Origin of the sequence: Acidovorax sp. (assembly GCF_046339755.1) — a bacterium.
In the GTDB taxonomy this organism is placed as follows: Bacteria; Pseudomonadota; Gammaproteobacteria; order Burkholderiales; family Burkholderiaceae_C; genus Acidovorax.
On sequence record NZ_JBKDTZ010000194.1, the window covers coordinates 1 to 19,783 of the forward strand.

A 19,783-nucleotide genomic window follows, 5' to 3' on the forward strand; every position below is an offset into this window, starting at 1 on the left:
GCGTGTGTGTCCTTCGGCACACACGCCCACCCCAGCCCCTGCGCTTCTCGGCGCAGCCAGCAGGGGTGGGGAGCGGGGACAAACACGGCTGCTGCTTCGCAGCTGCGCCTTGGGTCGGGGACGCGCTGCGCGCTGCCGACATGTTGGGCGATCGCTCCGGCGAGCCGAGCGCAGCGAAGGACCGCAGGCCGAGCGAAGCAATGGCCCGAGTGGAGCCCGCTCCCACCCCCTTCTGACCGTGCCGAGAAGCGCAGGGCCTGGGGTGAGCGCGTGCCGAAGGACACGCGCATCGTTGTCTAGCTTGCCGCAGCTGTCTGAGCGGAGTTCGAAGAACGCAGCGAGTTCTGCGGCGCACCCCAGGACCGAGCATCGCAGGCTGCCCCACTCGCCGCCAGGCGAGTGGGGACACGGGCAGCGGGGTCGCCTTTTCTTGGCCTACCTTCTTTTGGCGACGCAAAAGAAGGTAGGTGCGCCGCCGGGCGCACACCCCGGCCCCCGCCCTCAATCAAGGCAGAGCCCAACCACCGCCAACAAGGCTCAAGGCTCAAGGTGCCGGCGTCTTCGGCTCAAAGTCGCAATACCGCGGCACCACACACTCCCAACACCGCGGCTTGCGCGCCTGGCACACATACCGCCCCAGCAGAATGAGCCAGTGGTGCGAATCCACCGCATACGCTTCGGGCACCCGCTTCATCAACTGCAACTCCACCGCCAACGGATCCTTTCCAGGCGCAAGCCCCGTGCGGTTGCTCACCCGAAAGATGTGCGTATCCACCGCCATCGTGGGCTGGCCAAAGGCCACGTTGAGGACCACGTTGGCCGTCTTGCGCCCCACGCCGGGCAGGGCTTCCAGTTCCTCGCGCGTGCGCGGCACCACGCTGCCGTGCTGCTCGACCAGGATGCGGCAGGTCTCCAGCAGGTTCTTGGCCTTGGTGCGGTACAGGCCGATGGTCTTGATGTAGCCCTCCAGCCCCTCCAGCCCCAGGTCCAGGATGGCCTGCGGCGTGCCCGCCACCGGGAACAGCTTGCGCGTGGCCTTGTTCACACCCACGTCGGTGGCTTGGGCCGAAAGCAGCACGGCGGCCAGCAGTTCGAACGGGGTGGTGTACTCCAGCTCCGTGTTGGGCATGGGGTTGGCCGCCTTGAGGGCGGCGAAGAAGGGCTCGATCTGCTCGGTTTTCATGGTGGGGTGGGGGGATGTCTTCTTGTCGGATGCGGCATTGTCCTGCAGAGGGTTCTTGACGGCGATTTGATGGCTTCACCCCGTCTTTTTACGGCGAATTGATGCGGTGTTGCCTAGACTGTATGGCTTGCCTGCTTGCCTGCTTGCCTGCTTGCCAGCACGTCGGCGCTGTTTGCGGTGAACCCCTGAACAGCACCATTTTTGCAAAGGGGTCCATGCGCTACGGGGCGCAGGCTACGTGGCGCAACAGATCAGCAGAAAAATCGCTGCGGTGGAACATGAACGAGCTAGAGACTTCTTTTGCGCCTGAAGGGCGGGTGGTTGCGCAGATCTCCAAGGCGGTCATTGCCCATGACCGTGCATCCGTCGGTGCAGGAGAGCCTCAGCCGCTGGCCTGCCTGGTCCGCGAAAACGGTCACCTGATCGGTGGCGCGGTGGGTCGGATCGAGCTGGGCCGGCTGTATGTGGAATACCTCTGGGTGGATGCCGGGCATCGGCGCAAAGGCCTTGGCAGCAGACTGCTGGCCGGCATCGAGGAGGCCGCCAGAGGAGCCGGATGCAGCGAAAGCCTCATCGAATCGCTGTCGCAAAAGACGGCCGCGATGTACGAGCGTGCCGGGTACCGGGGTCATGCCCAGATCGACAACTACATCCCGGGGCTGACCTTGTACGTGCTGATCAAGCCCTTGACCTGATCGATCACCCCGCTTCCCGCGCCACCAGCTGTGCGCTCAGGAACTCCAGGAACATGCGCGCCGCCGCGGGCAGGGTGCGGCCGCTCAGCGTCTGCAGTTCCACGGCGCGCTCGCTCATGCCCCGTTCGCGGATCTGGGCGGCATGCAGCTCGCCGCGGCGCACGCGGTCGCGCACCGTCACCTCGCCCGATATCGACAGCCCGCCGCCGTGCAGCACGAAGTGGGTCAGCGTCTCGAAGTGGTTGCACACCAGCACCGGCTCGAACACCAGGCCGCGCTGGCTGCAGCCGATGTCGAACAGCTGGCGCACGGTGTTGTCGCGCTCGGGCAGGGCGATGGGGTAGGGGTGCATCTGTGCCAGCGTGACCGACTTGAAGCGCGCCAGCGCATGGTCGGGCCGCATGATGGCGATGACGGGCGAGGCCTCGCGGTGCTGCACGCGGATGTCGCGCTCGGCGGAACGGCTGTAGGTCAGGCCGACGTCGGCATCGCCGTGGAGCACGGCCGTGGTCACTGCCGCCGGGCTGGCCACCCGGACATGGAACTGGATGCCCGGGTACTGCTGGCGGAACTGCGCCATCACGCGCGGCAGGAACTCGATGGCGAAGCCGGCCGAGCTGCACACCCGCACCAGGCCGGTGTGCAGGCCCTGCAGCGCCTGGATGTCGGCCACCACGCGGTCGGCCTCCATGGCGCCGCGGCGGGCGTGGGCGGCCAGCAATTCGCCCGCCGCGCTGGGCGCCATGCCGCGCGGTCGCCGCTCGAACAGCGGCAGGCCCAGCAAATCTTCAAGTGCGGCGACCTGCCGGCTTACGGCCGAGGGCGATACGTTCAGGCGCACAGCGGCTTCACTCACGGAGCCGCTGCGCACCACTTCCAGGAAGTAGCGCAGGGCCGTGTCTTGGAGGCGGCTGGAAAGCATGGAAGTCCCTTGGGGCGGCGGTTTGCGTAAAACGCAAAGGTAACTGAAGAAATCAGCGATTGTAGAAAAGCAGCCGCCTGCCTATGCTGACTTTGAAATGACACATTCATCCATCACCCCCATGCCTGACCTCTCCACCCTGCCGTCCACGGGCATCGCGCCCGGCGGCATCGTCGCCCATACGGCGGTGGGCCTGTCGTGCGCCATCCAGGCCCGCGAGGTCTCGTGTGTGGAGGTGCTCGATGCCTACCTGGCCCAGGTGGACCGCCTGAACCCTGTGGTCAACGCCCTGGTGGCCATGGCCGACCGCGATGCCCTGCGTGGCCAGGCCGCCGAGCGCGACGCGCAGCTGGCGCGAGGCCAGAGCCTGGGCCCGCTGCATGGCATGCCCCAGGCGCCCAAGGACATCGCGCCTGCTGCCGGCATGGTCACCACGCGTGGCTCCCCGCTCTTTGCGGGCCAGGTCACCAGCACCGATGCGGTGGCCTACGAGCGCATGCGCGCCAGCGGTGCGCTCTTCATCGGACGCACCAATTCGCCCGAGTTCGGCCTGGGCGGGCACACCTACAACCCGGTGTACGGCACCACGCGCAATGCCTTCGACCCGGCGCGCTCAGCTGGCGGCAGCAGTGGCGGGGCGGGCGTGGCCGTGGCCCTGCACATGCTGCCCGTGGCCGATGGCTCGGACATGATGGGATCGTTGCGCACGCCGGCTGCTTTCAACAACGTGTATGGCCTGCGCACCTCGCCCGGCCTGGTGCCGCACGGCCCGGCCGAGGAGGTGTTCTTCCAGCAGTTCAGCGTGACCGGGCCCATGGCGCGCAACATACCCGACCTGGCGCTGCTGCTGTCGGTGCTGGCCGGGTTCGACGCGCGCCTGCCGCTCACGCGCCGCGGCGACGACGTGGCCGCCTTCGGCCAGCCGCTGGAGCGCGACTTCAAGGGCATGCGCATCGGCTGGCTGGGCGACCTGGGCGGCTACCTGCCCATTGAAACCGGGGTCTTCACCACCTGCGAAAAGGCCCTCGACCACTTCCGCACCGTGGGCTGCACGGTCGAGAAGGCCGTGGTCGATTTCGACCTGGCGCAGCTGTGGAAGGCCTGGCTCGACCTGCGCAGCTTCAGCGTGGCCGGCGCCAATGCGGCCCTGTACCACGACGGCGCCAAGCGCGCCCAACTCAAGCCCGAGGCGGTGTGGGAAATCCAGCGCGGCCTCACCCTCACCGCCATGCAGGTCTATGACGCGGCGCGCGTGCGCTCTGCCTGGTACCAGGCCCTGCGCGGGCTGTTCACGCGCTTCGACTTCCTGGTGCTGCCCGCTGCCCAGGTGTTCCCCTTCGACGCCAGCCTGGACTGGCCGCACGAAGTGGCCGGCCGCCGCATGGACACCTACCACCGCTGGATGGAGGCCGTGGTGCCCGCCACCATGGCCGGCCTGCCTGCGCTGGCGGCCCCGGCGGGCTTCGGCCCTGAGGGCCTGCCCGCCGGCCTGCAGATCATCGGCCCCGTGCAGTCCGATGCCGCCGTGCTGCAGATCGGCCACGCGTATGACCTGGCCAGCGGCTACTCCCGGGTGCCCAGCCCGCTGTTGCGCTGAGGCCTCGGGCGACCTTGCCCCTTCACCGTTCCTGTCGCCCCCTGTCTTCTTTCCGGAGAGCCTTTCCATGCCCGTCGCCATGCCGCGTTCCCGTTTTCTGTCGTGTCTCGTGGCCGCTGCGGCCCTGCTGGCGGCGCCGGCCGGGGCGTGGGCGCAACAAGGCTACCCCGACCGGCCGATCAAGCTCATCGTGCCCTTTGCACCCGGCGGCGCCACCGACATCCTGGGCCGGCTGCTGGCCACCGCCCTGGGCGAGCGCCTGGGCCAGCCCATGGTGGTCGAGAACCGGGCCGGTGCCGGCACGGTGGTGGGCGCCTCCATCGTCGTCAAGGCGCCTGCCGATGGCTACACCCTGCTGCTGGGCGCCAACACCACCTTCACACTGAACCCTGCCATCCGCAGCAACCTGCCGTACGACCCGGTGCGTAGCTTCACGCCGCTGGGCCTGGTGGCCGACATGGGCCTGCTGCTGGTGGCCCACAACGACACACCCGGCAGCACGCTCAAGGAGGTGATCGCCCAGACCAAGGCCGCGCCCGAGAAGTTCTCGTACGGCTCCTACGGCACCGGCTCGTCGGTGCATTTCGGCGGCGAGGTGCTCAAGTCCACCACCGGCGCGAAGATGCTGCATGTGCCCTTCAACGGCAGCGCGCCCAACCTCACGGCGCTGATGGGCGGGCAGGTGCAGTTCGCGGTCGACACCGTGGTGGCCTCCACCCCGCTCATCAAGGCCGGCAAGATCAAGCCCATCGTGGCCCTGGGAGCGCAGCGCCTGGCGCTGCTGCCCAATTTGCCCACTGTGGCAGAAAGCGGTTACGCGGGCTTCGACATGGGTTCGTGGTTCGCCTTCGTCGGCCCGGCTGGCTTGCCCGCGCCCGTGCAGGCCAAACTGGAGAAGGCCCTGGCCGACACCATGGCCTCTGCCGAGTTCAGGAAGAAGCTGGTGGACATCGGCATGACCCCTGCGTGGTCCAACGGCGGCGGCCTGCGTGCGCGCATAGAGCGTGAGTTGCCGGCCATGCGCGCGGTGGCTGCCCGGGCGGATATCCGGAGCGATTGAATTTGCCATGGCGGGCGTTGGCGCATGGACGTCGCCCGCGCCTGCATCCCGGCATTTGGCGATGCCTCCCGGCATTTCGTCGCAAGCCGGTGTGCCGGGCCAGCCAGCCTGCCTACAGTGCCGTCCATGCCGCTGTTTTCGCGGTCCAACCACTGAGGCACACACCATGATGCACCTGATGTTCCAGACGCTCGCCGCCGCAGCCCTGCTGGGCCTGGCCGGCCAGGCCGGCGCGCAAGCCACACAAGCACAGGAACAAGGACAACAGGCGGGCTATCGCACGCTCACCGTTCCCGGCGACACCCCCATCCAGGTCGCGCTGTTCTACCCCACCGCTGCGCCGGCCCGTGCCCTGCCCATGGGCCCCTGGCAGCCGGTGGTGGCACCCGGTGCACCCGCTGCGCAGGCGCCGCTCAAGGGCCTGGTGCTGATCTCGCACGGCACGGGTGGCTCCGAAGTGGGCCACCACAACCTGGCCACGCGGCTGGCCAGGGATGGCTACCTGGTCGCTGCCCTGCGCCACCCGGGCGACAACTGGCAGGACCGCTCCATGGTCACCTCCGGCCACTACTTCGGCGAGCGCCCGCGCCAGGTCAGCCGCGTGCTCGATGCCTTGCTGGCCAGCCCCGATTGGGGCAGCCGCATTCCGGCCGGCCGCATCGGCGCGGTAGGCCATTCCGCCGGCGGCTACACCGTGCTGGCATTGGCCGGTGCGCAAGCCGAGCCCCAGCGTGCGGCCATGCACTGCCGCACGGTGCAGGACGACCCCATGTTCTGCTCCCTGGGCAAGCTGCCCACCACAGGGCCGGGCACCAAGGCCCCGGTGGCACTTGCCGCTGCCATCGCGCCGGACGCCCAGCGCGTCTCTGTACCCGACCCGCGCATCCGCGCCGTGGTAGCCCTGGCCCCCATGGCGGTTGTATTCACGTCCGAAAGCCTGGCCGCCGTGAGCGTGCCGGTGCGCGTCATCGTGGCCGAGCGCGATGCGGTGCTCGTCGGCAAGTACCACGGCGGCCATGTGGTCACCCACCTGCCCAGGGCCCAGGCCAGCACGGCGTCGGGGGCGGGGCACTTCGCCTTCATGGCCCAGCCGTCCATGCCGCTGCCATCCGATGCGGGCGATGCCGCCGCCAATCCCGCGGGCTTTGACCGTGTGGCTTATCAGCCGCAACTGGAGAGCGATGTGGCGGAATTCTTTGAGCAGCAGTGGCGCTGATAGGCATCGCCGCTACCGCAGAACGCACTGCGGTCTGCGCAGGCTGCTGTGGCGAAAGCTGACGCCCGGCGTCCTCATTCCAGGCGCCGAAGCGCATCTGCGATCTTCCCGGCCAGCGTTTTGAGGGGCGCGCTGAGTTCGGCCTCCATCTCCAGCGCGCTCTGCTGGGTGGTGACACTCATGTTGAGCACGTAGATGGCGCCGCAGGGCGTGACGATGGGGATCGCGATGGCGACCACCTCGGGCTGCCAGGAGGCAGTGCAGTAACCCTTCTCGCCAAACAGCTGCACCGCAGTGAGTATCTCTTCGCGCAGTGCCTTCCAGCCGGATGCACGCTGCTGCCCCAGCCTGGCCATCAGCCCGCGCCGCTGCGTTTCGGAGATCGCGCACAGATACGCCCGCCCCAGGGAGGTGAGTTCGATGGGCACGCGCTGGCCCGCCACCACGCTTCGCAGCGATACCTTTCTGTTGTAGCGGATGGACTCCAGGTAAACCATCTCCTCGCGGTCCGCCACGGCCAGCCCCACATTGACGCGCAGCTTCTCCGCTGCCGTGCGCATCAATGGGGCCGCGACCTGCAGCACCGGTGAGCCCGATCGCATGGCGTGCGCAAAGCTCAGTACCGGGGCCGCAAGCCGATAGGCGCGCCGCGCGCCGTCGTGTTCCAGCAGACCGCACTGCACCAGGGTCTGCGCCAGTCTGCTGACGGTGGCCCGCGAGAGCCCCGTGCGCTCCGCCAGCTCGCCGTTTCCCAGCAGATCAGCGCCAGGCCGAAACGCCCGCAGGAGCTCCACCCCGCGCTCCAGCGACCGGTTCAGCGTGGGTTCCTCATGGTTCTTGCGTCTTGCGGCACTGCTGGGCGGTGGGTTCATGGTAGCCATTGTGGATGTTTTTCATTTCCAACCAGTGGAATGAAGGGGGTGCACGGGAGAAGGCGTTCTCTTACGCTAACCCTGTGAGTGAGGCGGCCGACGAAGCCGCTCCTTGAGGCCACTTGCCGTGGGTCAAATCCTTGATGAATGGAGACAAGAAATGCACCAAACCCTGATTTCTGCGCGTTTGCGCATCACATCGGCCATCGCGGCTGCAGCGGTCTTGAGCGGTCTGCACGCCGTTCCTGCCCATGCTGGGTTCCCCGACAAACCGGTTCGCATCATCGTGCCATTTGCGCCGGGTGGCGGTACGGATCTGGTGGCCCGCTCCATGACCGTGGTCATGGGTCAGGAGCTGGGCCAGCCGGTGATCATCGACAACAAGCCCGGCGCTGGAACCATCATCGGAACCGATACGGCAGCCAAGAGCGCGCCCGACGGCTACACCCTGGTGATGGCGACCGTGGCGCATGTGGTCAACCCCAGCATTCAGCCCAAGCTGCCATACAGCCATGAAACAGCGTTTGCTCCCGTGATGCTGGTGGGCGTATCTCCCAATGTCCTGGTCGTGCGGGCCAGCAGCCCCTACAAATCCGTGAAGGACGTCATCGCCGCCGCCAAGGCGTCCCCAGGCAAGATCTCCTTTGCGTCGCAGGGGGCGGGCACATCGGCCCATCTGGCTGGTGAATTGTTCAAGAACCTCACCGCAACGAACCTGATCCATGTGCCCTATCGCGGAGCCGGGCCCGCCCTCACCGATCTGCTGGGCGGTCAGGTGGATGTGATGTTTGCCACGGCCGCAGCCGTGGGAACCATGATCGCCAAGGGGCAATTGCGGGCGTTGGCCGTGACGACGGCGACACGCTCCAGCGCTCATGTCCTGTCCAAGGTACCGACCGTCGCGGAGAGCGGCGTTCCAGGGTACGTGGCCGACAGCTGGTATGGCCTCTTTGCCCCTGCAGGGACACCCGCTGATGTGATCGAAAAGCTCAACGCAGCGGCCAGGAAAGCGGTCTTCACCGATGTCTTCCGCAAGAAGATGGAAGCCGAAGGTCTCATCGTCAAGGGCAGTTCACCCCAGGAATTCGACACCTACGCCAAGGGCGAAGAAGCCCGCTGGCGCAAGGTCGTCAAGGACAACAAGATCACCAACGACTAGCCACTCGAAAGCAGAAAATGACCACAGAGCTCATTGAACTCAACGTCACCCATGGAATCGCCACGCTCACGCTGAACCGCCCTGACAAGCGCAATGCGATGAGCGACGATATGCGCACCGAGTTCATCGCGGCGCTGGAGCATGTCAGCGCCGAAAAATCGATACGCGCGCTGGTGCTCACCGGCAATGGCAAGGGTTTCTGTGCGGGCGGTGACATCTCCGGCATGGAGCGCCGCATGAACGCACCCACCGGGGACATCGCGTTCAACGGCTGGTACCGGCAGCAGCGTGTGCACTACACGCAGACCCTGCTGCACACCATGCCCAAGCCCACCATCGCCGCCGTCAACGGCGCGGCGTCCGGGCTGGGCGCCGACACCGCGCTGGCATGCGACTTCATCATCGCCAATGAATGGGCGAATTTCTCCTGGTCCTACATCCACCGCGGCATCATTCCCGATGGCGGCGGCATGTACTTCCTGCCCCGCCGCGTTGGTCTGCCCAAGGCCAAGGAACTGATCTTCACCGGCCGCAGGGTCGATGTGGACGAGGCGCTGGCCATGGGCATCGTCGATCGCAAGACCTCGGCGCAAACGCTGGTGGCCGATGCGCAGGCGTGGGCAGCCGAGCTCAGCAAGGGCTCTGCCACCGCGCTGGCGCTGGGCAAGGTGATCCTGGACCAGAGCTTCGAGATGTCGGCGCAGCAGGTGTTCGCACAAGGCAGCCAGGCACAAGGCATCTGCTACACGAGCACCGAGCACCGCGAAGCGGTGATGGCCTTTCTGGCAAAGGCTTCGGCAACGGCCAGCAAGGAGTAGTTCCATGAACGCCATTTCACGCCTCCTCCAACCCCGCAGCGTGGCCATCATTGGCGCATCCGCCGATGCCGCCAAGACCGCGGGCCGCCCCGTGTCCTATCTGCGCAAGCACGGCTTTGCCGGCGATATCTACCCGGTCAACCCCAAAGTGGACCGGATCGGCGACCTGGTCTGCTACCCGGACATCGCTTCGCTGCCTGCGGTGCCTGACGTCGGCATCGTCCTGCTGGGCGCGGAGCGGGCGCACCTGGCCGTGCGGGACCTCGCAGCCCGGGGCACTGCCGCGGCCATCGTCCTGGCCAGCGGCTACACCGAAACCGGCGAAGGCGGCGCACGCCGGCAGCAGCAACTGATCGAGGCTGCGGGCGGCATGCGCATCCTGGGCCCCAACACCATCGGCCTCGTCAACCTGACCGACTCCATCGTGCTGTCGGCCACTGGTGCGCTGGAGATGGAGCATTTCCCGGTGGGCGGCATTGGCGTCGTGTCGCAAAGCGGTGGCATCCTTGGCGCACTGCTGTCGCGCGCTGCGGCGCGTGGCGTGGGCTTGTCCAAATTGATCTCCACCAGCAACGAGGTGGACCTGGAACTGGCCGACTTCATCGACCACCTGGCCGATGACGAGGCCACCAAGGTCATTGCCCTGTATGTGGAGACCGTGCGCGATCCCGCCAGGTTCCGCAGTGCCTGCCTCAAGGCGGCGCGCGCCGGCAAGCCGGTGGTGGCGTTCAAGATCGGCCGCTCCGAAGCGGGTGCAAAGGCTGCCGTCTCGCACACCGGTGCGCTGGCTGGCGCCGACCGCATGTACGACGCGCTGTTCAAGCAGGTAGGCGTGATCCGGGCGCAGACCTTCAGCGACCTGCTGGACATTCCGGCCGCGCTGGCCACCGGCCGCAAGCTGCATGGCAAGCGCGTCGCCATCCTGACCTCCACCGGCGGCGCCGGTACGCTGGTGTCAGACGACCTGGGCATGGCTGGCTTCGACACCCCCGCGCCCGATGCGGCCACCGCCGAGGCCCTGCGCGCGCTGCAGACCGGCGACCATGCCGTACTGGACCGCAACCCCATCGACGTGACGCTGGCCGGCCTCCAACCCGACCTGCTGCGCGGCGCCATCAAGGTGCTGCTCAAAAGCCCGAGCTACGACGCGTTGACCATCATCGTGGGCTCCTCCAGCCTGGCCATGCCCGAGCTGCTGGCCGGTGCCATAGAGGACTGCCTGCCCCATTCCGACAAGCCGGTGATCGCCTACGTCAGTCCGCATGCGCCTGAAGTGGGTGCGCTGCTGACGCAGCGTGGCGTACCCGCTTTCGCCGCCGCAGAGAGCTGCACGGCGGCCCTGCGCGCCATGTTCCAGGCTGCACAGGTGCAACCGCAGGTTGAATCCAGCGTGTCCGCAGCATTGGTGGCGGTGGACGGCCTGCCTACCGGCGCACTGGACGAATACCAGGCCAAGCAGCTGTTCGCGCGCTTCGGCGTGCATTGCGCGGGGGAACGCATCGTCAGCTCCCCGGTCGAGGCCGAAGCCGCAGCGCGGGAACTGGGGGGCCGCGTGGTGCTGAAGATTCTCTCGGCCGAGATCACGCACAAGAGCGACGTGGGCGGTGTGGCGGTCAACCTGACGGCCGAGACCATCGGTGCGCGCCTCACCGCCATGGCGTCGGAAGTCGAGGCCAAGGCCGGTGTGCTTCCCAAGCGCTTCCTCGTCCAGGAGATGGTCGGTGGCGGCACCGAGCTGATCCTGGGCATGCACCGCGACGCGCTGGGTACGGCCATTTTGCTGGGCATGGGCGGCGTCACGGCCGAGCTGTTCAAGGACACGAGCATGCGCCTGCTGCCGCCTGCCGGCGGGCTGCCGCGTGCCGACGCGCTGGCCATGGCGCGCGAGCTCAAGACCTGGCCGCTGCTGGATGGCTTTCGTGGCCGGCCCCTGGCCGACGTCGATGCGCTGGTCACCGCCATCGTGGCCTTCTCGCAGATGGCGGCCCAGCTCGGCGAGCGCCTGGTCGAAGCCGAGATCAACCCGGTGTTCGTGCTGCCCCAGGGCCAGGGCGTTCGCGCGGCCGACGGCGTGGTGGTGCTGGCCTGAAGGCACCGAAGCGGGCACGAAGTGCTTGAAAATCTGTCCCCCTGTCTGGAAACCTGAAATGCACGCTACAGAAATCTTTGCCCGGTATGCCACCGAGTTCCAGCGGCAACCGCTGCCTGGCGAGGTGATCCACCACGCCAAGCGTGCCGTGATCGATTGGTACGCCTCCCTGTTCCCGGGCCTGAACACGCCGCCCGTCGCGATCCTGGAGCAGACCCTGGTGGACGACCTCGACCGGGGGCGCGCCTTCCTCGGAGGCGGGCGTGCCAGCACCGCGCGCACCGCCGCACTCATCAACGGCGCCGCGGCGCATGCGGCTGAGGTGGACGACAGCTTTCGCGATGCGATGTACCACCCGGGTGCCGCCACCATTGCGGCCGCCTTGGCTGCGGGGCAGGACCTGGGCGTCTCGGGCCTTGATTTTCTGCGCGGCGTGGTGCTCGGCTACGAGGTGTCCACCCGCATCGGCGTCGTGATGGGCCGGCCCCACTACCAGTTCTGGCACAGCACCGGCACCGTGGGCAGCTTCGGTGCGGCGGCAGCAGTGGGCGGGCTCATGCGGCTCGATGGGCCTGCGTTCGCCCACGCGCTGGCAACCGCCGCGACCTTTGCAGCCGGGCTTCAGCAGGCGTTCCGCATGGACTCGATGTCCAAGCCCCTGCACGCAGGGCGCGCGGCCGAAGCGGGCTTGCTGGCCGCGCAACTGGCCTCGCGCGGCCTGACCGGATCGCTCGACGTGCTGGACGGGGAAGCCGGTTTGGGCCAGGCCATGAGCAATGGCCCCGACTGGTCCCAGGTCGGCGCAACGCTGGGGCGGGACTTTCACATCACCCGCCTGACCTTCAAGAACCACATCGGGTGCGGCCACACGTTTGCCGCCATCGATGGTGCGCTGGAACTGCGGCAGCGCCACAAGCTTCAAGCCGAGCAGATCAAGAGCGTGCGGGTGGCGACCTACCGTCCCGCCCTCGACATCGCCTGCTACACACGCCCCACCACGGCCAACGAAGCGCGCTTCAGCCTGAGCTACGTGGTGGCCACTGCGCTGTCGCACGGCAGCGTTCGCCTGGCAGCCTACGAACCAGACCGCCTGGACGACCCCGCTACCCGCGCGTTGATGGAGCGCATTGCTGTCGAGGTGGATCCGGTGCTCGATGCCGCCTTTCCTGGCCAGCGGGCTGCGCGCATCGACATCGAGACGGTGGACGGCCTCCTGCTCACGCACTTTCAGCCCAACCGCAAAGGCGACCCGGAGCAGGCGCTCACGGACGCCGAGCTGGAAGGCAAGTTTCTGGAGCTGGCAGGGCCTGCCATCGGCCCGGCTCGGGCCCAGTCGCTGCTGGCCAGGCTTTGGGCGCTGGACGCAAGCGCAACCCTTGCGCTGTGATGGCTGGCGCGCCCTGCATTTCGATGGGTCCGCGCAGGCCCATCTGTTCCGAAGCCACAGGCGGTAGGGGTGGATCAGGCTGCGCGCCTCACTGCCACATAGAGCCAGCATGCGAAGACTCCGGTCTCTGGGTCCATTGCAAAGTCCTCGCCATAGACCTCGATGGCCGGCCGCGCATCCAGCACCCATCCCTCGGGGATTTGCCCCGGGGCGCCCATGCCGGCCCAGGCCGCACCGATCTCGGCGCCCGTGCCTTCGAAGCGCTTGCACGCATAGTCGCCGCCCTCAAAATCCTGCACCTGTGCTTCGGTCCCCGTGCGCAGGCCCACGCCGACCTGCAGGCAGGCGTCGTAGCGGCATTGCTCCGGCGGCGTGCAGGCCGGGTCGTCGAGGCTGATGCCATAGAATTTGGGGCGCGGCTCGCTCAGGCGGTGCTCGGCGCACCATTGGCCAAAGCGCTCCCACAGCGTACCCAGGGCCGGGCCGTAGGGTCCCGTGTGGCGCATGTAGGCAAGGCGCATCTTCGGTAGCTGGCGGATTTCCAGGGGCATGGCACAGGTCTCCAGGGGAATTCTGTCGAAGGGCAAGTCTACGCCGCAGGAAACCTGCGCGCCAATTGGCGACAATGGCGGATTCACCGTCCACCGGAATTCCACTCCATGCAATTCGCCGACCGCCTGAACAATGTAGAAACCTCCGCCATCCGCGAGCTGTTCAAGCTCCTGGGCAAGCCCGGCATCATCAGCTTTGCCGGTGGTTTCCCCGACAGCGCCATGTTCGACGTGGAAGGCATCCGCGAGGCCAGCAACCAGGCCCTGACGGAGGAGCCCGGCGCCGCGCTGCAGTACGGTGCCACCGAAGGCTACCAGCCCCTGCGCGAACAGCTCGCCGCCTTCATGGCCAGCAAGGGAGCCACGGACCTGGCCCCCGAGAACCTGATCGTCACCACCGGCAGCCAGCAGGCGCTGGACCTGCTGGGCAAGACCCTCATCAGCCCCGGCGACAAGGTCATCGTCGAAGGCCCGACCTTCCTGGCCACCATCCAGTGCTTCCGCCTGTACGGCGCCGAACTGATCAGCGCGCCCATCGACGCCAACGGCGTGAAGACCGACGAGCTGGAAAAGCTCATCGCCGAGCACAAGCCCAAATTCGTCTACCTGATCCCCACCTTCGGCAACCCCAGCGGCGCCATGCTCAGCCTGGAACGCCGCAAGGCCGTGCTGCAGATGGCCGTCAAGCACCAGACCCTGATCGTCGAGGACGACCCCTACGGCGACCTGTACTTCGGCGAAGCCCCGCCACCGAGCCTGCTCAACCTGTCGGCCAGCGTGCCCGGCAGCCGCGAGCTGCTGGCGCACTGCGGCTCCATGAGCAAGGTGCTCTCGCCCGGCCTGCGCGTGGGCTGGATGATCGCCCCCGCCGAACTGCTGGCCAAGGCCACCATGTGCAAGCAGTTCAGCGATGCGCACACCAGTACCTTCGCCCAGGCCACGGCCGCCCAGTACCTCAAGGCCGGCCGCATGCCAGCCACCCTGGCCAAGGTGCGCAAGGTGTATGCCGAGCGCGCCCAGGCCATGGGCGACGCGCTGCGCAAGGAACTGGGCGACGCCATCGAATTCGTGCAGCCCCAGGGCGGCCTGTTCGTGTGGGCGCGCCTCACGGGTGCCGGCGGCAAGGTGGCCGACGGCAACGTGCTGGCCAAGCGCGCGATTGAAAAGGGCGTGGCCTTTGTGCCCGGCACGCCGTTCTTCTGCGCCAACCCCGACCACGCCACCTTGCGCCTGTCGTTCGCGACGGCCGATGTGGAGAAGATCCGCGAAGGCGTGGCGCGCCTCGGTCAGGCGGTGTGATGGACGGCGACGCGCAGCAGCAGCTCATCGAGCGGCTGGAGAACCTGGAGATCAAAGCCAGCTTCACCGAAGACCTGCTCGAACAGCTCAACATGACCATCTACCGCCAGCAGGAGCTGATCGACCGGCTCACGCAGGAGGTGATCCAGCTGCGGCAGCAGGCGCCGGATGGTGGTGCGGGCGGGGCGCCGCGCAACCTGCGTGACGAGTTGCCGCCGCACTACTGAGGCGAAGCACCGTGGAGGTCAGCTGACGCCGCAGGCCCTGACATACACCTGCGTCGTATCGTAGCGATCAAGCTTCAGCAGCTGGATGGCGCGGACCATGGGCTCGCTGCGGTTGCGCACCCTGGAGATGAAGTACGCAACCCGCCAGCGCACCTCGTGGTCTGGGTGGCTGGCCAGCGCGAGCAGCAGGTCTCCGCAGTCCTCGAACAGGGCAGGGGCGGTGCCCATGGTGTAGAGCACCGTCGGTAGAAAAGGGCAGTCTTTGTCGGCCAGCGCCGCCTGGATCATGGGCCGGACCTGCGCATCGGCGATCTGGGCATCGGCGACGAACTGCAGCACCCAATCGCGCGCATCGGGGACCGGGTTGTCATCCCACAGGGAGACCAGCCCGGCCAGATGCTGCCGCACCAGTTTGGCGGACAGGGGATGGTCCTCGAAGTGGCCCAACCCGCGCGCATTCAGGCGCTGCACCACCTGGGCCGTATGTTCGCGGCCACCGCTGGCGAATGCAATGAAGTCTTCCTTGTCCTGCTTGAGCATGGTCGGTCTTGGCGGGGTGGCGGTGGATCGGCGGTGGCGCAGCGTTCAAGGACTGCAAGCGACGCCACGCAGGCGAAGCGCCCGGCACAACTGGTCAAGGCGCACATCGTTGTCCTCCTCGGCAACGAAGTACTGCCCCTGGGCGAGGGCGGCCAGCGCTGCGGGGAACGCCTGCACCGGCGGGTCGTAGTTGCGTACGGATCCCTCCAGGTAGTAGTCGAATTCGTGGGGGCCGGATTTGCGGGAGAACACGCAGTCGTGCCCTGCGAGCCAGCGGGCAAAGTCCTTGCCCACCCGGTGCAACTCGGGGAACAGGCTGCGCAGGGGGCTGGCGAGAAAATGGACCTCGCCCACCGTCCAGAGCACACCCCGTTTCACCTGGGGCGAAAACACCGTGACCACGGGCGAGCGGGTCGCGTCGATCCGGCCATCGGCCCGGTATGCGAGCGCCCCCATGCGCGCAAAATGCAGCACCGTGGCGCGCGCGGTTGGCACCTCTGCGGGGGCCGGGTCGAGGGCCCGGAACCATGCCAGCACCGGTGATGGGTCTGCAGGGTCTGCGATGAATCGGTAGGTACTTGCCATGCTGGCTATGTGCCCGCGTTCAATAGCTGGCCTGCGCCAGTACTGCCTGGAACCTTGCCGTCAGTTCGTTGTTCAGGCCCATCTTCTGTGCCAGAAAGAGGTATTCCTGCATCATTTGGGGTGGAAGGTTCTTGCGTTGGCGTTGGAGCAGCTCTTGCCCGCCCTCCAGGCGCTGCAGCCAATCGAGGTAGCACGCATGCGCGTTCTGCAGGTGGCCAGCCCGCTCCCATGCGTACCCGGCGATGGCCGCCGCATTGGGATCCGTCTGCTGCGCCAGCACCTGGGGGTCGCGCAGCGAGGCGAGCCAGGGTTCGCCCATCTGGGCGAGCGCGGTCACGACGCGTTCCAGGGACGAGAGCAGTTGTTCCTGGGTACGGCAGGGCCAGGTGTGCCTGCGTGGGCCCACTTTGCCAAGGCTGAGGTAGGGGCCGCAGATGAATCCGCTGGCGACAGGGTCGTAGGGTTGGCCCTGCAGCGCTTCCATGAAATCCGTGAGGTCCGAGGGCTGGTAGGAAATCAGCACGGCGAAGTTCTCGAAGCCACGGCCGGGGTCGAAGGCCAGTTTGTCGAAGCCGCCGACGTCGTTGCGGATAAAGCTGCCCGGACCCACCCCGGTCCATGCAGGGACAATGGATTGATGGAGCAGGTACGCGTCTGCGATACGGTCGAAGTCTTTGCCCAGCATGAACGGAAGTCCCTCAGGTACGCCATTTTGGGAAGGCGCTTGCCGCGAAATCGTAAACGGGTTTAGCATCAGTCCAAGGCATTTTTGTAAGCCGCAAAGTTCCTTGGGCTTTCTGCCACAACGGCGTGGCCGCACCCATGCGCTGCCGCCAGGCGTCCATACCGGACTATCATCGGGCGCGGCGGGCATCCGCGCGACGCCGCCATCAAGACCTCGAAGCCCTGCGGCCACGCCTGCCCAACTGCCCAAGACCGTCCTTTACCGGTTGAATGCCATGCCATCCTCCCACCTCGCGAAGACCACCGCCCTGACCCTGTGCAGCGCGGGCGTGGCGCTGCACCTCTACACCGCCCTTTTCAAGGCCGAGGGCGGCTCGGGCGCCATCGCTTTTCTCATCGGCCTGCTGCTCTGGTCGAGTGCCCCTTATGCCATTGCTGCGGTGCTGGCACGGGGGCGCCGCGTGGTGTGGGGTCTGGGAGCCGCAGCGGCATGCCTTGTGGCGGACGGGTTCATGCACTACAGCGTCTTCATCGCCCCCAAGGGATCGACGGCGGCACTCGGCCTGCTGTTCATGCCGCTGTGGAACCTGCTGGTCATCGGGCCCGCAGGTGCCTTGCTCTGCTGGCTGGCGCACCGGATTCTCGCCCGCAAGCGCGGTGGGTCCGGCTGACGGGGCTTCAGGCCCGTACCGCCCGCCATGCCGCCGCCGCGAGTTCGCTGCGGTAGACGTCTGGCGAGGGCAGACCCCCCTGGCCCGCACGATCCGACAACCACGCCCGGCAATAGCTCTGCACCGGCCCCATCACCAGCGAAGGCATCAGCTCGCAGGGCAGGTCGCGCAATGCGCCGCCTTGCCGATGCGGCTCGAACCAGGCCACCAGGGCCTGGTTGCGGCCGCGCGCCGCCTCGGCCAGATCGGCGCTGCGCGGGCCAGCGGCGACAGAGCCGCGCGCCTGGAACAGAAAGCGCGCCTGCAGCGGCTGCGCCACCACCCAGTCGAGATAGCCGGTCACCAGGGCCTTCACCCCGGCTTCCACGCCGACCGAGGCATCGAGCTGGGCCTGGATGCTGTGCGACTGCGTGTGGAAGATCTCGAAGAACAGCGCCGCGACGATGCCCTCCCTGCTGCCGAAGTGGTGGTAGATGCTGCCCACGCTGGCGCCGCAGCGTGCGCGCACGCCGTCGATGGAGACCGCCTCCACCCCTGCCTGCGCAGCGCAGGCCAGGGCGGCGTTCAGGATCTCCTGGCGCCGGTCGGTGGCCTCGGCGGGTGGGATGGAGGTGGTGCTCTTGGTTGAACTGCGGCTTGCCATGGAAGTGCATTCTAGAATAAAGTTCTAGAAAAACATTCTAGAAACGCTTGTGCGGGTGTTTCTGGCTGCATCTTCAACCCTATGGCGCCCCACGCGCCCGTTCGACCATGAAATCCATCGCCAGCGAGTTGCCGCCCGGCCACGCCCTGTACCCCCACCTGCTCGCCCCGTTGGACCTCGGGTTCACCCAGATCAAGAACCGCGTGCTCATGGGCTCCATGCACACGGGGCTCGAAGATGCGCGCGACCTCTCACGCATGGCGGCCTATTTCCGCGAGCGGGCCGAGGGCGGGGTGGGGCTGATCGTGACGGGGGGCTTCGCGCCCAACATCGCGGGCTGGACCAAACCGTTTGCGGGCACGCTGTCCACCGCAGGCGCGGCGCGGCGCCACAAGGTGGTGACCGAGGCGGTGCACAGCGCGGGTGGCAAGATCGCGCTGCAGATCCTGCACACGGGACGCTATGCCTACCACCCGCTGGCGGTGGCGCCCTCGCGGCTGCAGTCACCGATCACGCCGTTCACACCGTTTGCGCTCTCGGCCGGCGGGGTGGAGCGGCAGATCCGCGCCTTCGTCAACTGCGCCCAGCGGGCGCGCGAGGCGGGGTACGACGGGGTGGAAGTCATGGGCTCCGAGGGCTATCTGATCAACCAGTTTCTCTCCGCCGCCACCAACCGGCGCACCGATGCCTGGGGCGGTGATTACAGCCAGCGCATGCGCCTGCCGGTGGAGATCCTGGCGCGCATGCGCGAGGCCGTGGGGCCGGACTTCATCATCATCTACCGCCTGTCCATGATCGACCTGGTGCCCGGCGGCAGCGCCTGGGACGAGATCGTCACCCTGGGCAAGGCCGTGGCCACGGGCGGCGCCAGCATCGTCAACACCGGCATCGGCTGGCACGAGGCGCGCATACCGACCATCGCCACCAGCGTGCCGCGCGCGGCGTTTGCCTGGGTCACGCAGAAGATGAAGGCCGAGTTCGCGGCCGCCGGCATCGCCACGCCGCTCGTCACCTCCAACCGCAGCAACACGCCCGAGGTGGCTGAAGCAGTGCTGGCCGACGGCTGCGCCGACATGGTCTCCATGGCGCGCCCGCTGCTGGCCGACCCGGCCTTTGTGAACAAGGCCGCCGCAGGCAAGGCCGACCGCATCAACACCTGCATCGCCTGCAACCAGGCCTGCCTGGACCATGTGTTCAAGGCCAAGACCAGCAGCTGCCTGGTGAACCCGCGTGCCTGCCATGAGACGCTGCTGGTTTACACGCCGCTCACGCAGCAGCAAAAGCCCAAGCGCATCGCCGTGGTGGGCGCGGGGCCAGCCGGCCTGACCGCCGCCACCGTGGCCGCCGAGCGCGGGCACGAGGTGCACCTGTTCGATGCCGCCGATGCCATCGGCGGCCAGCTCAACATGGCCAAGCAGGAGCCGGTCAAGGAAGAGTTCCACGAAATGCTGCGCGACCTGGCCACGCGCGTGGAGGACACGGGCGTGCACCTGCACCTGTCCACGCCCGCGCAGGCAGCCGACCTCACGGGCTACGACGAGGTGGTGATCGCCACGGGCGTGAGCCCGCGCGACCCGAAGATCCC

Annotated in this window: 20 protein-coding genes; 12 read left to right on the top strand and 8 right to left on the bottom strand. The window is 67.5% G+C overall.

Features of this window, described 5'->3' with window-relative positions; genetic code table 11:
* Positions 1 to 544 precede the first annotated feature (544 nt).
* A complete protein-coding gene (nth, locus tag ACK59X_RS15915; protein ID WP_409958655.1) occupies positions 545 to 1,183 on the bottom strand; it encodes an endonuclease III in 639 nt (212 codons plus the stop codon).
* Between the two features lie 278 nt (positions 1,184 to 1,461).
* Here nth and ACK59X_RS15920 point away from each other — a divergent pair, with 278 nt between their 5' ends.
* On the top strand, positions 1,462 to 1,878 hold the full coding sequence (locus ACK59X_RS15920) for a GNAT family N-acetyltransferase (RefSeq protein WP_409958657.1): 417 nt from the start codon (positions 1,462 to 1,464) through the stop codon (positions 1,876 to 1,878).
* 4 nt (positions 1,879 to 1,882) lie between these two features.
* Here the strand turns inward: ACK59X_RS15920 and ACK59X_RS15925 are convergent, their stop codons facing one another.
* Complete coding sequence (locus ACK59X_RS15925) at positions 1,883 to 2,800, bottom strand: LysR substrate-binding domain-containing protein (protein WP_409958659.1); 918 nt, start codon at positions 2,798 to 2,800, stop codon at positions 1,883 to 1,885.
* 121 nt (positions 2,801 to 2,921) lie between these two features.
* Here ACK59X_RS15925 and ACK59X_RS15930 point away from each other — a divergent pair, with 121 nt between their 5' ends.
* The 3 genes from ACK59X_RS15930 (at position 2,922) to ACK59X_RS15940 (ending at position 6,673) form a co-directional block, all read left to right on the top strand.
* Positions 2,922 to 4,397 (top strand): amidase, encoded by a 1,476-nt coding sequence (locus ACK59X_RS15930; protein WP_409958661.1) that lies wholly within the window; start codon positions 2,922 to 2,924, stop codon positions 4,395 to 4,397.
* A 67-nt stretch (positions 4,398 to 4,464) separates the two neighbouring features.
* Positions 4,465 to 5,457: a Bug family tripartite tricarboxylate transporter substrate binding protein gene (locus tag ACK59X_RS15935; RefSeq protein WP_409958663.1), complete on the top strand. Its 993-nt coding sequence runs from the start codon at positions 4,465 to 4,467 to the stop codon at positions 5,455 to 5,457.
* Between the two features lie 166 nt (positions 5,458 to 5,623).
* The gene (locus ACK59X_RS15940) at positions 5,624 to 6,673 is read left to right on the top strand and encodes an alpha/beta hydrolase family protein (protein ID WP_409958665.1); all 1,050 of its coding nucleotides are present in this window, start codon (positions 5,624 to 5,626) and stop codon (positions 6,671 to 6,673) included.
* Positions 6,674 to 6,747: 74 nt separating this feature from the next.
* Here ACK59X_RS15940 and ACK59X_RS15945 read toward each other — a convergent pair whose 3' ends face one another.
* Complete coding sequence (locus ACK59X_RS15945) at positions 6,748 to 7,545, bottom strand: IclR family transcriptional regulator (protein WP_409958667.1); 798 nt, start codon at positions 7,543 to 7,545, stop codon at positions 6,748 to 6,750.
* Between the two features lie 160 nt (positions 7,546 to 7,705).
* Between ACK59X_RS15945 and ACK59X_RS15950 the strand changes: the two genes are divergently transcribed.
* From ACK59X_RS15950 to ACK59X_RS15965, 4 genes are read left to right on the top strand one after another with little or no spacing between them, the layout of a single operon-like run.
* On the top strand, positions 7,706 to 8,704 hold the full coding sequence (locus ACK59X_RS15950) for a tripartite tricarboxylate transporter substrate binding protein (protein ID WP_409958669.1): 999 nt from the start codon (positions 7,706 to 7,708) through the stop codon (positions 8,702 to 8,704).
* Between the two features lie 17 nt (positions 8,705 to 8,721).
* Entirely contained in the window at positions 8,722 to 9,522 is an 801-nt protein-coding gene (locus ACK59X_RS15955) for an enoyl-CoA hydratase/isomerase family protein (RefSeq protein ID WP_409958670.1), read from the top strand.
* 4 nt (positions 9,523 to 9,526) lie between these two features.
* Positions 9,527 to 11,611 (top strand): acetate--CoA ligase family protein, encoded by a 2,085-nt coding sequence (locus ACK59X_RS15960; RefSeq protein WP_409958672.1) that lies wholly within the window; start codon positions 9,527 to 9,529, stop codon positions 11,609 to 11,611.
* 58 nt (positions 11,612 to 11,669) lie between these two features.
* Positions 11,670 to 12,998, top strand: a complete 1,329-nt coding sequence (locus ACK59X_RS15965; RefSeq protein ID WP_409958674.1) for an MmgE/PrpD family protein — start codon at positions 11,670 to 11,672, stop codon at positions 12,996 to 12,998.
* 74 nt (positions 12,999 to 13,072) lie between these two features.
* Here the strand turns inward: ACK59X_RS15965 and ACK59X_RS15970 are convergent, their stop codons facing one another.
* A complete protein-coding gene (locus ACK59X_RS15970) occupies positions 13,073 to 13,549 on the bottom strand; it encodes a GyrI-like domain-containing protein (protein WP_409958676.1) in 477 nt (158 codons plus the stop codon).
* A gap of 108 nt (positions 13,550 to 13,657) precedes the next feature.
* Between ACK59X_RS15970 and ACK59X_RS15975 the strand changes: the two genes are divergently transcribed.
* Positions 13,658 to 14,848: a PLP-dependent aminotransferase family protein gene (locus ACK59X_RS15975; protein ID WP_409958678.1), complete on the top strand. Its 1,191-nt coding sequence runs from the start codon at positions 13,658 to 13,660 to the stop codon at positions 14,846 to 14,848.
* Positions 14,848 to 15,075, top strand: a complete 228-nt coding sequence (locus ACK59X_RS15980; RefSeq protein ID WP_409958680.1) for a SlyX family protein — start codon at positions 14,848 to 14,850, stop codon at positions 15,073 to 15,075. Before ACK59X_RS15975 ends, ACK59X_RS15980 begins: the two co-directional genes overlap by 1 nt.
* An 18-nt stretch (positions 15,076 to 15,093) precedes the next feature.
* On the opposite strand, the gene ACK59X_RS15985 is transcribed toward ACK59X_RS15980, so the two are convergent.
* From ACK59X_RS15985 to ACK59X_RS15995, 3 genes are read right to left on the bottom strand one after another with little or no spacing between them, the layout of a single operon-like run.
* The gene (locus tag ACK59X_RS15985; protein ID WP_409958682.1) at positions 15,094 to 15,615 is read right to left on the bottom strand and encodes a hypothetical protein; all 522 of its coding nucleotides are present in this window, start codon (positions 15,613 to 15,615) and stop codon (positions 15,094 to 15,096) included.
* Between the two features lie 45 nt (positions 15,616 to 15,660).
* Entirely contained in the window at positions 15,661 to 16,200 is a 540-nt protein-coding gene (locus tag ACK59X_RS15990; RefSeq protein ID WP_409958684.1) for a hypothetical protein, read from the bottom strand.
* A 19-nt stretch (positions 16,201 to 16,219) separates the two neighbouring features.
* Positions 16,220 to 16,885, bottom strand: a complete 666-nt coding sequence (locus tag ACK59X_RS15995) for a hypothetical protein (protein ID WP_409958686.1) — start codon at positions 16,883 to 16,885, stop codon at positions 16,220 to 16,222.
* Between the two features lie 274 nt (positions 16,886 to 17,159).
* Here ACK59X_RS15995 and ACK59X_RS16000 point away from each other — a divergent pair, with 274 nt between their 5' ends.
* Positions 17,160 to 17,555 carry a hypothetical protein gene (locus tag ACK59X_RS16000; protein WP_409958688.1) on the top strand — a complete coding sequence of 132 codons (396 nt, stop codon included), beginning with the start codon at positions 17,160 to 17,162 and terminating at the stop codon, positions 17,553 to 17,555.
* Between the two features lie 7 nt (positions 17,556 to 17,562).
* Here the strand turns inward: ACK59X_RS16000 and ACK59X_RS16005 are convergent, their stop codons facing one another.
* Positions 17,563 to 18,198 (bottom strand): TetR/AcrR family transcriptional regulator, encoded by a 636-nt coding sequence (locus ACK59X_RS16005; RefSeq protein WP_409958690.1) that lies wholly within the window; start codon positions 18,196 to 18,198, stop codon positions 17,563 to 17,565.
* Positions 18,199 to 18,305: 107 nt separating this feature from the next.
* Here ACK59X_RS16005 and ACK59X_RS16010 point away from each other — a divergent pair.
* Positions 18,306 to 19,783, top strand: a 1,478-nt coding sequence (locus ACK59X_RS16010) for an FAD-dependent oxidoreductase (protein ID WP_409958692.1), incomplete at its 3' end; no start/stop codon positions are given.